4 protein-coding genes are annotated in these 16265 nt (G+C 63.5%); 3 read left to right on the top strand and 1 reads right to left on the bottom strand.

Annotated features, from left to right (window positions below):
• Positions 1 to 48: 48 nt before the first annotated feature.
• Positions 49 to 1062, top strand: a complete 1014-nt coding sequence (locus AB4O16_RS08005) for a GNAT family N-acetyltransferase (RefSeq protein ID WP_460157481.1) — start codon at positions 49 to 51, stop codon at positions 1060 to 1062.
• 119 nt (positions 1063 to 1181) lie between these two features.
• On the opposite strand, the gene AB4O16_RS08000 is transcribed toward AB4O16_RS08005, so the two are convergent.
• Positions 1182 to 1730 (bottom strand): RNA polymerase factor sigma-70, encoded by a 549-nt coding sequence (locus AB4O16_RS08000; RefSeq protein WP_160388953.1) that lies wholly within the window; start codon positions 1728 to 1730, stop codon positions 1182 to 1184.
• 377 nt (positions 1731 to 2107) lie between these two features.
• Here AB4O16_RS08000 and AB4O16_RS07995 point away from each other — a divergent pair, with 377 nt between their 5' ends.
• Complete coding sequence (locus AB4O16_RS07995; RefSeq protein ID WP_460157480.1) at positions 2108 to 15106, top strand: non-ribosomal peptide synthetase; 12999 nt, start codon at positions 2108 to 2110, stop codon at positions 15104 to 15106.
• Positions 15107 to 15311: 205 nt separating this feature from the next.
• The gene (locus AB4O16_RS07990; RefSeq protein ID WP_460157479.1) at positions 15312 to 16124 is read left to right on the top strand and encodes an alpha/beta fold hydrolase; all 813 of its coding nucleotides are present in this window, start codon (positions 15312 to 15314) and stop codon (positions 16122 to 16124) included.
• The last annotated feature ends 141 nt before the right edge of the window (positions 16125 to 16265 follow it).

The raw sequence follows: 16265 nt of genomic DNA, 5'->3' as shown, positions 1-16265 counted from the left end.
GCTGACGTCACCTCGTTGAACTGTCGACGATTATCGTGAGCCCGCCCCATGTCCAATCTGAATGACCTGACTGACCTGTGTCTGCCGACCGGCAGCTGTCTTGCCGCCGATGAAACGCAAGGCCGCCTGAGCCTCAGCCTGGAAGGGCAACCGTTGCTCACCCTGCAGATGAGCCCTGGCCCCGAGTTGCAGGTGCAATTGCTCGAGCGTTTCAGTCGCCCCGAAGGACAAGCGATCTGGGCGGCCTGCTATTGGCTGTTCGCTCGCGACCCCGACTGTCAGCGCCTGATTTGGCAACTGCAAGAGGTACCGAGCGAAGCGCTGCTGAGCGGTTTGCTGATTTCGACGCCCGTGAGTGGCCAGTATTTCTGCGAGCGCACCTTGTTCTGGCAGTTGCCGCAGCCATGGCTGGGCCATTCGTTGACCGGCAGTTACCCGCAGCAAATGGTCATCACCGGTGGCAAGCGTCATCCGCTGCGAGCGGTGAAACCCCGGGGTGAGGTGTATCGACGCTTCGATGCCCGGCTGGGCGCCTGGGTGTCCCTGCGCACGCTGGAAATCGAGCAAGACCTGGCGCGTTTCAATCGCTGGCAGAACAGCCCGCGCGTCGCCGGTTTCTGGCAGGAGGAGGGCAGCCTCGAACAGCATCGCCAATACCTGGGCAAACTCGCGGCCGATCCGCACACCCTGACGCTGATCGGGTGTTTTGACGATCAGCCGTTCGCTTACTTCGAAGCCTATTGGGCCAAGGAAGATCGCATCGCACCTTTCTACGATGCCGGCGATTACGACCGTGGCATTCACATGCTGGTGGGCGAAGAAAACCATCGCGGTCCGCACAAGGTGGCGAGCTGGTTATCGGCGCTGGTGCATTACCTGTTTCTCGATGATCCGCGCACACATCGGGTGGTTGCCGAACCGCGCGCCGATAACGCGAAGATGATCGGGTATATGCAGAACCAGTGTTTTCACTGCGAGAAAGAGTTCGACTTCCCGCACAAGCGCGCAGCCTTGATGGTGTTGGGGCGGGAGCGGTTTTTTGACCGGTGCAGGCTGGCTTGATACTCAAGATCTTTGGTGTTCTTGAGTGCCCCATCGCGAGCAAGCTCGCTCCCACAGGGTGTGCGCTGAACCTGTGGGAGCGAGCTTGCTCGCGATGGGCGCGATGCAGATCCCGGATTTTACTGGCGAGCAGCCATATCACCACGCGTGCCCGACACCTTGCGGCAGTGCACCAGCGCATCGCGAATCATGAAGTTCACCAGGGTCGGCGAGACGCCGAGTTCCTTGGCGATGTCTTTTTGCGGTACGCCGTGCAGGCGATACATCTCGAAGGCGTAGCGGGTGCGGCTCGGCAGCTCGGTCAACGCATCGGCAATGTGCTCCAGCGTCGAGAAGTTGATATGCGAAGTTTCCGGTGACGCACCCTGGATCACCACGTTCAGCCCTTCCTCTTCAGGTCCGGAATACTTCAGCTCCAGCGCCTGCTTGCGGTAGTGATCGATCGCCAGGTTGCGCACGATCTGGAACAGGTAGCTGAGCTGGGCCTTGATCGAACTGGTGATCGGCGGTGCCGATTGCAACCGGAAAAACGCGTCCTGCACCACATCCTCGGCTCGCGAGCGGCAACCGGTAATACGGGCTGCGATCTTCACCAGAATCAGTCGATTATCGACGAATGCCTGAAGTAGCGGTGTATCGCACCTGCTTGTGGACACTGGTTCCATCATGGAAATCACCCTGCTGCCAAAAGGTTAGTGGGACGGGGGAGAAACCGGGGGGCCGTCCTGCACAATCGAGCGACAAATTAGGCTTAATGATAATGATTGTCAAATGAGAAGAAGAACTAATGCACTACAAAGGCGCAGAGTGCGAACTGCGACACGTTGACGCCCCCTCAACACGCCTGGTGTTGCAGCCTGACGACTAATTATTTCAAGACGTCATCCGTTCTCATTGGTGAATGGCACCGGGCAGCAGCCCCGGTCACAAGCGCATTGCCAATGCCTTGCGCGGTCGGCGAAGACCGCGTCCCGCGCGCCCTCGATCAGGGTGCGACGTCAGAAAACCGATTCCAATTGCAAGCCGAAATCAGGCAGGAAACCTCATGACCGACGCGTTCGAACTCCCCAGCACAATGGTCCAAGCCCTTCAGCGCCGCGCGGCCCTGACGCCGGATCGGGTGGCCCTGCGTTTTCTCGCCGAGACCCCGGAACACGCTGTGGTGCTCAGTTATCGCGAGCTGGATCAACGGGCGCGGATGATTGCCGGCGCATTGCAGGCTCAGGCGGATTTCGGCGATCGCGCCGTGTTGCTGTTCCCCAGCGGTCCGGATTACGTCGCGGCGTTCGTTGGTTGCCTGTACGCCGGGGTGATCGCGGTGCCGGCCTACCCGCCGGAATCGGCGCGCCGTCATCACCAGGAACGCCTGCTGTCGATCATCGGCGATGCCCAGCCGCGCCTGCTGCTGACCAGCGCCGGCCTGCGCGATGCGTTGCAGCAAATCGAAGGGGCGCCGCCGTTGCTGTGTGTCGATACCCTCGACGAGGCACTGGCCGAACGCTGGGTCGCGGCGGATTTGCAGGACGACCACATCGCGTTCCTGCAATACACCTCCGGCTCCACCGCGCTGCCCAAGGGCGTGCAAGTCAGCCACGGCAACCTGGTGGCCAACGAGTTGCTGATTCGTCACGGTTTCGGCATCGACCTCAACCCTGACGACGTGATCGTCAGCTGGCTGCCGCTGTATCACGACATGGGCCTGATCGGCGGCCTGCTGCAGCCGATTTTCAGCGGCGTGCCTTGTGTGTTGATGTCGCCTGCGTACTTCCTCGGCCGGCCATTGCGCTGGCTGGAGGCGATCAGCGAATACGGCGGCACCATCAGCGGCGGGCCGGATTTTGCCTATCGCCTGTGCAGCGAGCGGGTCAGCGAGTCAGCCCTGGCACGGCTCGACCTGAGTGGCTGGCGCGTGGCGTATTCCGGTTCCGAACCGATTCGCCTCGACACCCTGGAACGCTTCGCCGGGAAGTTCGCGACCTGCGGCTTCAGCGCGGACAGCTTCATGGCCTCCTATGGCCTGGCTGAGGCCACGCTGTTCGTGGCCGGCACGCCGCGCGGCGAAGGCATCGGCAACCTGCGGGTGGACGATCAGGCCCTGGCGCAGAACCGGGTCGAAGCGGGCGAGGGCAGCCCGATCATGAGCTGTGGTAGCAGCCAGCCGGCTCACGCCGTGCTGATCATCGACCCGGTCTCGCTCAGCGAACAGGCCGACAACGTCGTCGGCGAAGTCTGGGCCAGCGGGCCGAGCATCGCCCTCGGTTACTGGCGCAACCCCGAGGCATCCGCCAAGACCTTCGTCCAGCACGCTGGCCAGACCTGGCTGCGCACCGGCGACCTGGGTTTCATGCGCGACGGTGAACTGTTCATCACCGGCCGCCTGAAAGACATGCTGATCGTGCGCGGGCACAACCTGTATCCGCAGGACATCGAGCAGACCGTCGAACGTGAAGTGGAAGTGGTGCGCAAGGGCCGCGTTGCCGCCTTTGCCGTCACTGTCGATGGTCAGGAAGGCATCGGCATCGCCGCCGAAATCAGCCGCAGCGTGCAGAAAATCCTGCCGCCCGAATCCCTGATCAAAGCCATTCGCCAGGCCGTCGCCGAGGCGTATCAGGAGGCACCGAGCGTGGTGGTGCTGCTCAACCCGGGTGCGCTGCCCAAGACCTCCAGCGGCAAATTGCAGCGCTCGGCGTGCCGCAGTCGCCTGGCGGATGGCAGCCTCGACAGCTATGCGGTATTCCCGTCGGCCAGCGTCGAAAGTGCAGGGCTGGTCGAGTCGGGCTCCGAGCTGCAAGATCTCATCGGTCGCATCTGGTGCGAACAGTTGCAGGTTGGGCAGGTGGGCGCCGACGATCATTTCTTCCTGCTCGGCGGCAACTCCATCGCCGCGACGCAAGTGGTGGCGCGCCTGCGTGAAGAGCTGGGGCTGGAGTTGAACCTGCGCCTGCTGTTCGAAGCGCCGACCCTCGGCGCATTCGCTGATGTCGTGGCCCGTCAGCAGCAGGACGGTGGCCTGGCCCAGGGCGCGATCACTGCGCTGTCGCGCCAGCAACCAATGCCGCAATCGCTGGCACAAAACCGTTTGTGGATCACCTGGCAACTCGACCCGCACAGCAGCGCCTACAACATTCCGGGTGCCTTGCGCTTGCGTGGCGAGCTGGATGAGGACGCGTTGCGCGCCAGCTTCCAGCAGTTGATCGAGCGCCACGAATCCCTGCGCACGCGGTTCTTCGAGCGTGATGGCGTGGCGTTGCAACAGGTCGATCCGGCCACTGAATTCAACCTGCAAATGATCGACATCAGCGACCTGCCGGTTGCCGAGCGTGAAGCCCGTGCAGTGCAAATCCGCGAGGACGAAGCCCGTACCCAGTTCGATCTGCAACAGGGGCCGCTGCTGTGGGTGACACTCGTACGCCTCGACGATGAGGATCATCAGTTGCTGGTGACCCTGCACCACATCATCGCCGACGGCTGGTCGCTGAATGTGCTGATCGACGAGTTCTCGCGCCTGTATGCGGCGGCTTCCCAGGGCCAGCAAGCGCAACTGGCGCCGTTGCCGACGCAGTACGCCGACTACGGCAGCTGGCAGCGCCAATGGCTGGCGCAAGGGGAGGGTGAGCGGCAACTGGCCTACTGGAAAGACCGCTTGGGCGATGAACATCCGACCCTGAACCTGGCTACCGACCATCCGCGCTCGGCACAACAACGGCACAGCGCCGCCCGCCACACTGTGCGTCTGGGCGCGGCCCTGAGCAATGCGATTCGCCAGACCGCCCAGGCTCATGAATCAACTACCTTCATGCTGTTGCTCGCCGCGTTCCAGACGCTGTTGCATCGCTACAGCGGCCAGCGTGACATCCGCATCGGCGTACCGAACGCCAACCGGCCACGCCTGGAAACCCAGGGCTTGATCGGCTTTTTCATCAACACCCAGGTGCTGCGCGCCGAGGTGGATTCGCGTCTGCCGTTCGTTGAACTGCTGGGGCAAACCCGTCAGGCGGCATTGGGTGCGCAAGCGCATCAGGACCTGCCGTTCGAGCAGTTGCTTGAAGCTTTCCCGCAGGCTCGCGAGCAGGGTCTGTTCCAGGTCATGTTCAACCACCAGCAACGCGACCTCGGTGCCTTGAAACGCCTGCCGGGATTACTGGCCGAAGAGCTGCCGTGGCACAGCCGCGAAGCCAAGTTCGATTTGCAGTTGCACAGTGAAGAAGATCGCAACGGTCGCTTGAACCTGTCCTTCGACTACGCCAGCGAGTTGTTCGATGCGACGACCATCGAGCGTCTGGCCGAGCATTACGCCAACCTGTTGGGCGAAGTCTGCGAGCGCCCACAAACGGCCCTCGGCGATCTGCAGCTGCTGACTGAACCCGAGCACGATAAGCAAGCGAACTGGTCCGTTGCGCCGTGCGCACCTGCCAGCCAATGGCTGCCGGAACTGCTCAACGAACAAGCCCGACTGACCCCGCAGCGCACCGCACTTTTGTGGGACGGCGGTCAATTGGACTTCGCCGAACTGCACACCCGCGCCAACCGCCTGGCCCATTACCTGCGCGACAAGGGCGTCGGCCCGGATGTCTGCGTGGCCATCGCCTGCGAACGTTCGCCGCAACTGCTGATCGGCCTGCTGGCGATCATCAAGGCCGGTGGTGCCTATGTACCGCTGGATCCGGACTACCCGGCCGACCGCCTGGCCTACATGCTCAACGACAGCGGCGTTGAACTGCTGCTGACCCAGACTGAACTGCTCGACCGGTTGCCGGCCAGCGACGGCGTCAGCGTGATCGCCATGGATGCGTTGCATCTGGAGAGCTGGCCTAGCCAGTCGCCGGGCCTGCACCTGCACGGCGACAACCTCGCCTATGTGATCTACACCTCCGGCTCCACCGGCCAGCCAAAAGGCGTCGGCAACACCCACGCGGCGCTGGCCGAGCGCCTGCAATGGATGCAGCAGACCTATCAACTGAACGAAACCGATGTGCTGATGCAAAAGGCGCCGATCAGCTTCGACGTGTCGGTGTGGGAGTGCTTCTGGCCGCTGATCACCGGTGCACGGCTGGTGATCGCCGACCCTGGCGAACACCGCGATCCGCAGCGCATCGCACAGCTTGTGCAAGCGCATGGCGTGACCACGTTGCACTTCGTGCCGCCGCTGCTTTCGCTGTTCATCGACGAACCGCTCAGTGCCCAATGCTCCAGCCTGCGCCGGGTGTTCTCCGGCGGCGAAGCCTTGCCTGCGGAGCTGCGCAACCGCGTGCTGGCGCAACTGCCGGCGGTACAGTTGCACAACCGCTACGGCCCGACCGAAACCGCGATCAACGTCACGCACTGGCAGTGCTCCGGCGCTGACGGCGAACGCTCGCCGATTGGCCGGCCGCTGGGCAATGTGATCTGCCGCGTGCTCGACAGCGAGCTCAATCCGGTGCCGGCCGGCGTGCCGGGTGAGTTGTGCATCAGCGGCGTGGGCCTGGCCCGCGGCTATCTGGGTCGTCCGGGCCTGACCGCCGAACGCTTTGTCGTCGATCCGTTGGGCGAGCATGGCGCGCGCCTGTACCGCACCGGTGACCGTGCACGCTGGATGGGCGATGGCGTGATTGAATATCTCGGGCGCCTCGATCAGCAGGTCAAGCTGCGCGGCTTCCGCGTCGAGCCGCAAGAAATCGAAGCACGCCTGCTGGCGCAGGAGGGTGTCGCCCAAGCGGTGGTGCTGGTGCGCGAAACGTCGGCGGGCGGGCAACTGATCGGTTACTTCACCGCCACCGACACCAGCGAAGCCATCGATGCGCAGACGGCTCGCCTGAAAGCGGCGCTGGCGGCAGAGCTACCGGAGTACATGGTCCCGGCACAGCTGATGCGCCTGGAAGAAATGCCCCTGGGCCCAAGCGGCAAACTCGACCGCCGCGCCTTGCCGGAGCCGCAATGGCAAGTGCGCGAACACGTCGAGCCGGTGACCGAACTGGAACGACAGATTGCCGCTATCTGGCGCCAGGTGCTGGGCCTGGCACAAGTCGGTCTGCGCGATGATTTCTTTGCGCTCGGCGGCCACTCGCTGCTGGCCACGCAAATCATCTCCCGTACCCGTCAGGCCTGCGACGTCGAGTTGCCACTGCGAGCGCTGTTCGAGCACAGCGAACTCGGTGCATTTGCCGAACAGGTTCGCTTGATCCAGGCCAGCGGCAGCACCAACAAACAGCCGCCGATTGAAAAAGTCGACCGCAGTCAGGCGGTGCCGTTGTCCTATTCCCAGCAGCGCATGTGGTTCCTCTGGCAGATGGAGCCGGACAGCCCGGCCTACAACGTCGGCGGCATGGCGCGGCTGCGCGGCGTGCTGGATGTCGTGCGTTTCGAAGCGGCGCTGCAAGCCTTGATCATGCGTCACGAAACCTTGCGCACTACCTTCCCGAGCATCGACGGCGTCGCCCGCCAGCAGGTGCACACGCAAACCGGAGTGCGCATGGCGTGGAAGGATTTCACTGCGCTGGATGCCGATGGCCGCGAGTGGCAGGTCCAGCAACTGGCCGACGACGAAGCGCACCAGCCGTTCGATCTGGAAACCGGCCCCTTGCTGCGCGCGTGCCTGGTCAAGACCGCCGAGCAGGAACACTACTTCGTCCTGACCTTGCATCACATCGTCACCGAAGGCTGGGCGATGGACATCTTTGCCCGGGAGCTGAGCGCGCTGTACGAAGCCTTTGTCGATGAACGTGAGTCGCCGCTCGCGCCGTTGCCGGTGCAGTACCTGGACTACAGCGTGTGGCAGCGGCAGTGGCTGGAGTCCGGCGAACGTCAGCGCCAGCTCGACTACTGGACCACGCAACTGGGCCGCGAACACCCGCTGCTGGAGTTGCCGGCCGACCGTCCGCGCCCGCCGGTGCAAAGCCATCAGGGTGAGTTGTACCGCTTCGACCTGAGCGATGATCTGGCGGCACGGGTCCGCGCCTTCAATGCGCAACATGGCCTGACCCTGTTCATGACCATGACCGCCGCCCTGGCGACGCTGCTGTACCGCTACAGCGGCCAGACCGATCTGCGCATCGGCGCGCCGGTGGCCAACCGCATCCGGCCGGAAAGCGAAGGGCTGATCGGCGCATTCCTCAACACCCAGGTGCTGCGCTGCCAGCTCGACGGGCAGATGTCTGTCGGCGAGCTGTTCGAGCAGGTGCGCCATACGGTGATCGAGGGCCAGTCCCATCAGGATTTGCCGTTCGACCATCTGGTGGAAGCCTTGCAGCCACCGCGCAGCGCAGCCTACAACCCGCTGTTCCAGGTGATGTGCAACGTGCAACGCTGGGAGTTCCAGCAACGCCGGAGCCTGGCCGGCATGACGGTCGAGTACCTGGCCAACGATGCCCGCGCGACCAAGTTCGACCTCAACCTGGAAGTCACCGACCTCGACCATCGCCTCGGTTGCTGCCTGACCTACAGCACCGACCTGTTCGACGAACCGCGCATCGCCCGCATGGCGGGGCATTGGCGCAATCTGCTGGAGGCGCTGATCGCCGATCCGCAACAGCGCCTGAGCGAGTTGCCGCTGCTGGCATCCGGCGAACAACAACGTCTGCTCGACAGCCTCGGCGTCGAGGCGGGCGAACATCGGCTGGATCAATGCATCCATCATCTGTTCGCCGAGCAAGCCCTGATGCGCCAGGACGCGCCGGCCCTGATTTTCGCCGGGCAGACCCTGAGCTACGCCGAACTCGACAGCCGCGCCAACCGCCTGGCCTGGATGCTGCGTGAGCGTGGCGTCGGACCGCAGGTGCGTGTGGGGCTGGCGCTGGAACGTTCGCTGGAGATGGTCATCGGCTTGCTGGCGATCCTCAAGGCCGGCGGTGCGTATGTGCCGCTGGACCCGGAATACCCGCTGGACCGCTTGCATTACATGATCGAAGACAGCGGCGTCGGTTTGCTGCTCAGCGATGCGGCGATGTTCAAGGCGCTCGGCGAGCTACCGCCAACGGTTGGCCGCTGGTGCGTGGAAGAAGACGCAGCCGCGCTCGCCCGTTACCCGGCCACCGAGCTGCCGCTGATCAGCTTGCCGCAGCATCAGGCCTACCTGATCTACACCTCGGGCTCGACCGGGAAACCCAAGGGCGTGGTGGTGTCCCACGGCGAAATCGCCATGCATTGCCGCGCGGTGATCGAGCGTTTCGGCATGCGCGCCGATGACTGCGAACTGCACTTCTATTCGATCAACTTCGACGCCGCCACCGAGCGCTTGCTGGTACCGCTGCTCAGCGGCGCGCAAGTGGTGCTGCGGGCTCAAGGACAGTGGGACGCGGAAGAAATCTGTGACCTGATCCGTCGTCACCGGATCAATGTGCTCGGTTTCACGCCGAGCTATGGCAGCCAATTGGCGCAATGGCTGGCGACCCGGGACCAGACCCTGCCGGTGCGCATGATCATCACCGGCGGCGAAGCGCTGACCGGTGAACACCTGGCGCGCATTCGCGCAGCTTTCACGCCGAGCCAGTTCTTCAACGCCTACGGCCCGACCGAGACCGTGGTCATGCCGCTGGCCAGCCTGGCGCCCGAAGTGCTGGAGGAGGGCGTCGGCAGCGTACCGATCGGCAGCGTGATCGGCGACCGCGTGGCCTACATTCTCGATGCCGATCTGGCGTTGGTGCCGCAAGGCGCGACGGGGGAGTTGTACGTCGGTGGCGCGGGGCTGGCGCAGGGTTACCACCAGCGCCCGGGGATGACGGCTGAACGTTTTGTGGCGGACCCGTTCGCAGAAGACGGCGGGCGTATTTACCGCACCGGCGACCTGGTGCGTCAGTGTGCCGATGGCCTGGTGGAGTACCTGGGGCGTATTGACCATCAAGTGAAGATTCGCGGATTCCGCATCGAACTCGGTGAAATCGAAACCCGCCTGCTGGAGCACGAGTCGATCCGTGAAGCCGTGGTGTTGGCGCTGGATGCCCCGAGCGGCAAGCAACTGGCCGGTTACCTGGTGACCGATGTTGCCGAACAGGACGAAGCACAACAAAGCGCATTGCGTGAGTCGCTCAAGGCCCATTTGAAATCGCAATTGCCCGATTACATGGTGCCCGCGCACCTGATCCTGCTGGCGAGCATGCCACTGACCGCCAACGGCAAACTCGACCGCCGCGCGCTCCCGGCGCCGGACCCGGAGTCGAATCGCCAGGATTACGTGGCGCCGAGCAACGAGCTCGAAGTCACGCTCGCGCAGATCTGGTGCGACGTGCTGAACGTCGCTCAGGTGGGTCTGAACGACAACTTCTTCGAACTGGGCGGCGACTCGATCCTGTCGATCCAGGTGGTCAGCCGGGCGCGGCAGCAGGGCATCCACTTCAGCCCTCGCGACCTGTTCCAGCACCAGACGGTGCAGACCCTCGCCGCCGTCGCCACTCGCAGCGAGCAGATCAGCGCCGAGCAGGGCCTGATCATGGGTGAGTCGCACCTGACGCCTATCCAGCACTGGTTCTTCGACACCGACATCGCGCAACGCCAGCACTGGAACCAGGCGTTGCTGCTGCAGCCGGCGGCGGTCCTGGAACCTCATCGTCTGGAGCAAGCGCTGCTGGCGGTGATCGAACAGCACGACGCCTTGCGCCTGCGCTTCAGCAAGGTCGCCGGTCAGTGGCAGGCCATGCACCAGCCGATCTGGGATGCGCCGGTGCTGTGGCAAGTGCGGGTTTCGTCGATGGACAAGTGCGCCGCCCTGTTCGCCGATGCTCAACGCAGTCTTGACCTGGAAGAGGGGCCGTTGCTGCGCGTATTGCTGGTCGATGGACCTGAAAGCCAGCAGCGTTTGTTTATCGCCATTCACCACTTGGTGGTGGACGGAGTGTCGTGGCGGGTGCTGCTGGATGATCTGCAAACGGTGTACCGCCAACTGGATGCGCAGCAGGCGGTGAAACTGCCGGCGAAAACCAGCGCTTTCAAGGACTGGGCTGCTCGCTTGCAGGCCTACGCCGGCAGTGAGTCCCTGCGTGAAGAACTGGGTTGGTGGCAGGCGCAACTGGCCGGGCCAACAGCCGGTTTGCCCTGCGATCACCCTGATGGCGGACGGCAGAACCGCCACGCGCAAACTGTCAGCGTGCGTCTCGACAGCGAGCGTACGCGGCAGTTGCTGCAACAGGCACCGAGTGCTTATCGCACCCAGGTCAACGACTTGCTGTTGACCGCATTGGCCCGGGTGCTGTGCCGCTGGAGCGGTCAGACATCGGCGCTGATTCAACTGGAAGGCCACGGCCGCGAAGCGCTGTTCGACGAGATCGACCTGACCCGCACCGTCGGCTGGTTCACCAGCGCCTATCCGCTGCGCCTGACGCCGTCGAACGTCGAAGAGGCCGCCGGGCAGGGCGCGTCGATCAAGGCGATCAAGGAGCAATTGCGTGCCGTGCCGCACAAAGGCCTCGGTCATGGCGTGCTGCGCTACCTCGCCGATGAGCCGAGTCGCCACAGCATGGCGGCGTTGCCACAGGCACCGATCACCTTCAACTACCTTGGCCAGTTCGACCAGAGCTTCGGGTCTGACGCGTTGTTCCATCCTTTGGATGAGGCCATCGGCGCGGCCCACGATGCCAATGCGCCGTTGCCCAACGAGCTGAGCGTCGACAGTCAGGTGTATGGCGGTGAACTGGTGTTGCGCTGGACGTTCAGCGCCGAACGCTTCGATCCGACAACCATCGGCGAGTTGGCCGATGCCTACCTCGGCGAGTTGAGCAGCCTGATCGAGCATTGCCTGCGCGACGACGCGGGCGGCCTGACGCCGTCGGATTTCCCTCTGGCGCAGCTCGATCAGGCGCAACTGGATGCACTGCCGGTGCCGGCCGCTGTCATTGAAGACGTCTACCCGCTGACCCCGATGCAGGAAGGCATGCTGTTGCACACCTTGCTGGAGCCGGGCACCGGCCTGTACTACATGCAGGACCGCTATCGCATCAACAGCGAGCTCGATCCGCAGCGTTTCGCCCAGGCCTGGCAAGCGGTGATCGCCCGCCACGAAGCGTTGCGCGCGTCGTTCTGCTGGAACGTCGGCGAAGACATGCTGCAAGTGATCCACAAACCGGGCAGCACGCCGATCGAGTACCTCGACTGGAGCGACATTGACGAAGCCGAGCAAGAGCCGAAGCTGCAAACCTTGCTCAAGACCGAACGCGAGGCGGGTTTCGATCTGCTCAACCAGGCGCCGTTCCACTTGCGCCTGATCCGGGTCGGCGTGGCGCGCTACTGGTTCATGATGAGCAACCACCACATCCTCATCGATGCCTGGTGCCGTTCGCTGCTGATGAACGATTTCTTCGAAATCTACAGCGCCCTGGGCGAAGGCCGGGAAGCGCAATTAGCGGTGCCGCCGCGCTATCGCGACTACATCGGCTGGCTGCAACGCCAGAGCCTGGCCGAAGCGCGGCAATGGTGGAAAACCAACCTGCAAGGCTTCGAGCGGACCACGCCGATCCCGAGCGACCGGCCATTGCTGCGCGAACATGCCGGCGACAGCGGCGGCATGATCGTCGGCGACTGCTACACAAGGCTCGATGCCCGTGACGGTGCGCAATTGCGCGAACTGGCCCAGGCCCATCAGTTGACCATCAACACCTTCGCCCAGGCGGCGTGGGCGCTGGTGCTGCGGCGCATGAGCGGTGATCGCGACGTGCTGTTCGGCGTCACCGTGGCCGGACGTCCGGTGGACATGCCGCAGATGCAGCGCACCGTCGGCCTGTTCATCAACAGCATCGCGCTGCGAGTGAAAATGCCCGAGGACGGTCAGCGTTGCAGCGTGCGCCAGTGGCTCAGCGGGCTGCTCGACAGCAACATGCAACTGCGTGAGTACGAATACCTGCCGCTGGTGAATATCCAGGAACAAAGCGAACTACCGAAAGGCCAACCGCTGTTCGACAGCCTGTTCGTGTTTGAAAACGCCCCGGTGGAAGTCTCGGTGCTGGACCGAGCGCAAAGCCTCAACGCGACCTCGGATTCGGGCCGCACGCACACCAACTTCCCGCTGACGGCCGTGTGTTATCCGGGGGATGACCTGGGCTTGCACCTGTCCTACGACCAGCGCTACTTCGATGTGGCCACGGTCGAACGCATGCTCGGCGAGTTCAAGCGATTGCTGCTGGCGCTGGTGGACGGCTTCCATGGCGACATGGCCGACCTGCCGTTGTTGGGTACCGAGGAGCAGGACTTCCTCATCCATGGTTGCAACCAGAGCGAACACGACTATCCGCTGGAACAGAGCTACGTTGCGATGTTCGAAACCCAGGTCGCGATGCACCCGCAGCGGATTGCCGCCAGTTGTCTGGACCGCCAGTACAGTTATCTGGAGCTGAACCAGCGCAGCAACCGTCTCGGTCATGCGCTGATCGCCGCCGGAGTCGGGCGCGATCAACCGGTGGCGCTGCTGGCCGAACGCAGCCTCGAATTGCTGGGCATGATCATCGGCAGCTTCAAGGCGGGGGCGGGTTACCTGCCACTGGACCCGGGGCTGCCGACTCAGCGTCTGAGCCGGATCATCGACCTGAGCCGCACGCCATTGCTGGTGTGCACCGAAGCGTGCCGTGAACAGGCGCAGGCTCTGCTCGACGAATTCGCCTGCGTCAGCCGGCCACGACTGCTGGTCTGGGAAGAGGTTCAGGCCCTGGCGTTGTCGGCGGACAATCCTGGTCGTTACAGCACCCCGGACAACCTGGCCTACGTGATCTACACGTCCGGTTCCACCGGTTTGCCCAAAGGCGTGATGGTCGAACAGCGCGGCATGCTCAATAACCAGTTGAGCAAGGTGCCGTACCTGAACCTGAGCGACGCTGACGTCATCGCCCAGACCGCCTCGCAAAGCTTCGACATTTCCGTGTGGCAGTTCCTCGCCGCGCCGTTGTTCGGCGCGCGGGTGGACATCGTGCCGAACACCATCGCCCATGATCCCCAGGGCTTGCTGGCGCATGTCGCGACCCAGGGCATCACCGTGCTGGAAAGCGTGCCGTCGCTGATCCAGGGCATGCTCGCCCAGGAGCGCATGAGCCTCGACGGTCTGCGCTGGATGCTGCCGACCGGTGAGGCGATGCCGCCGGAGCTGGCGCATCAATGGTTGCAGCGCTATCCGGACATCGGCCTGGTAAACGCCTACGGTCCGGCGGAGTGCTCGGACGACGTGGCGTTCTTCCGTGTCGATATGGCGTCGACTCGCGGCAGCTACCTGCCGATCGGAACGCCGACCGACAACAACCGTTTGTACCTGCTCGACGGAGCGCTGGAGCTGGTGCCGTTGGGCGCGGTGGGTGAACTGTGCGTGGCAGGGACCGGGGTCGGGCGCGGCTATGTCAGCGATCCGCTGCGCACCGCCCCGGTGTTTGTGCCAAATCCGTTCGGCGCACCCGGTGAACGCCTGTATCGCACCGGCGACCTGGCCCGCCGTCGCAGTGATGGTGTTCTGGAATACGTTGGCCGGGTCGACCACCAGATCAAGATTCGCGGCTACCGCATCGAGTTGGGAGAGATCGAAGCGCGCCTGCATGAGCAGCCGGAGATTCGTGATGCGGCGGTTGGCGTGCAGGAAGGCGTGAATGGCAAGCACCTTGTCGGCTATTTGGTCGCGGCGGGCCTCTCGCTGAGTCCGGCGGAAAGTCTTGAGCGCATCAAGCAACGCTTGCGCGCTGAACTGCCGGAATACATGGTGCCGCTGCACTGGCTATGGCTGGACAAGATGCCACTCAACGCCAACGGCAAACTGGACCGCAAGGCCCTGCCGGTGCTGGAGATCGGCCAGGTTCAGAGTCACGACTACCAGGCCCCGCGCAATGAACTGGAGCAAACCCTGGCTGACATCTGGGCCGAGGTGCTGAAGGTCGAACGGGTAGGCGTTCGCGACAACTTCTTCGAATTGGGCGGGCATTCGCTACTGGCCACGCAAATTGCCTCACGGGTGCAGAAAACCCTGCAGCGGGATGTGCCACTGCGTGCGATGTTCGAATGCAGCACGGTCGAGGAACTGGCCGGGTACATCGAGGGGCTGGCGGCGACGGATATCACCGAGGAGAAGGTGGATCGCCTGAATGACCTGATGGCGGAGCTGGAGGGGTTGTAGTCTCCAGCGGCTGGAGGGACCTCATCGCGGGCAAGCGGGCTCCTGCAAGTTCGGTGGTGGACTCATGAGATATGAACACCTCAAAACCTGTGGGAGCTGGCTTGTCAGCGAAGGCGGTGGCACAAGCGCACACACTCCTACGGTTGACGATGGACTGTCTGCCGCTCAGTCTTCCGGCTCCCATTTTTGCTCGCGGAGACAGTCGATGCCCTTCGTAACGATAGACGGACAAGCCCTTCACTACATTGACCAAGGCACCGGCCCGGTGGTGCTGCTGGCCGGCAGTTACCTGTGGGACCAGGGCATGTGGGCGCCGCAGATTGCGGCGCTGGCGCAGCAGTATCGAGTGATTGCCCTCGATCTTTGGGGACATGGCCAATCCGGGCCAATACCTGTCGGTACCACGTCACTTGATGACATTGCGCGTCAGGCCCTGCTCCTTCTCGATCATCTGGACATCGAGCGGATAACGCTGGTCGGCCTGTCGGTGGGCGGCATGTGGGGCGCGCGCCTGGCGCTGTCGGCGCCGCAGCGCATCAACGGGCTGGTGCTGATGGACACCTACCTGGGCGCCGAGCCGGAGCCGACTCGCCAGTATTACTTTTCACTGTTGAAGCAGATCGAAGAGGCTGGTGTCATCACGCCAGAACTGCTGGATATCGTGGTGCCGATTTTCTTCCGGCCGGGCATTGATCCGCAGTCGGCGCTCTACCGGGATTTTTGTGCTTCCCTCGCGGCTCTACCGGCGGATCGCCTGCGTGAAAGTATCGTGCCGATGGGGCGGATTACATTTGGACGCGATGACCAGTTATCACGACTGGGCGAACTGGACGCAGCGAACACACTGGTGATGTGCGGCGACCAGGACAAGCCTCGGCCACCGAGTGAAGCTCGAGAAATGGCCGAATTGATTGGTTGTCCGTGTGTATTGGTGCCGGAGGCGGGGCATATTTCCAATCTGGAGAATCCCGGGTTCGTCACCACCGAACTGCTGAATTTTTTAGCTGAGAGAACTTAGCCGGTTGTCCTGGTCCCATCGCGGGCATGCCCGCTCCTACAAGGGCAGGTGGTGAACACATATTTTGTGGGCACCCTAGACTCCTGTGGGAGCGGGCTTGCCCGCGATGGCGTCAGCGTTGTCACCGTGAATCCGACGGCG

This window comes from Pseudomonas sp. S2_H10 (assembly GCF_054668285.1).
This window is presented reverse-complemented; position numbering and strand designations above follow the sequence as displayed.

What these genes read in the sequence shown, in the direction of transcription:
- AB4O16_RS08005 (WP_460157481.1), top strand. Translation starts at nt 49, where the DNA reads ATGTCCAATCTGAATGACCTGACTGACCTGTGTCTGCCGACCGGCAGC.
- AB4O16_RS08000 (WP_160388953.1), bottom strand. Translation starts at nt 1,730, where the DNA reads ATGATGGAACCAGTGTCCACAAGCAGGTGCGATACACCGCTACTTCAG.
- AB4O16_RS07995 (WP_460157480.1), top strand. Translation starts at nt 2,108, where the DNA reads ATGACCGACGCGTTCGAACTCCCCAGCACAATGGTCCAAGCCCTTCAG.
- AB4O16_RS07990 (WP_460157479.1), top strand. Translation starts at nt 15,312, where the DNA reads ATGCCCTTCGTAACGATAGACGGACAAGCCCTTCACTACATTGACCAA.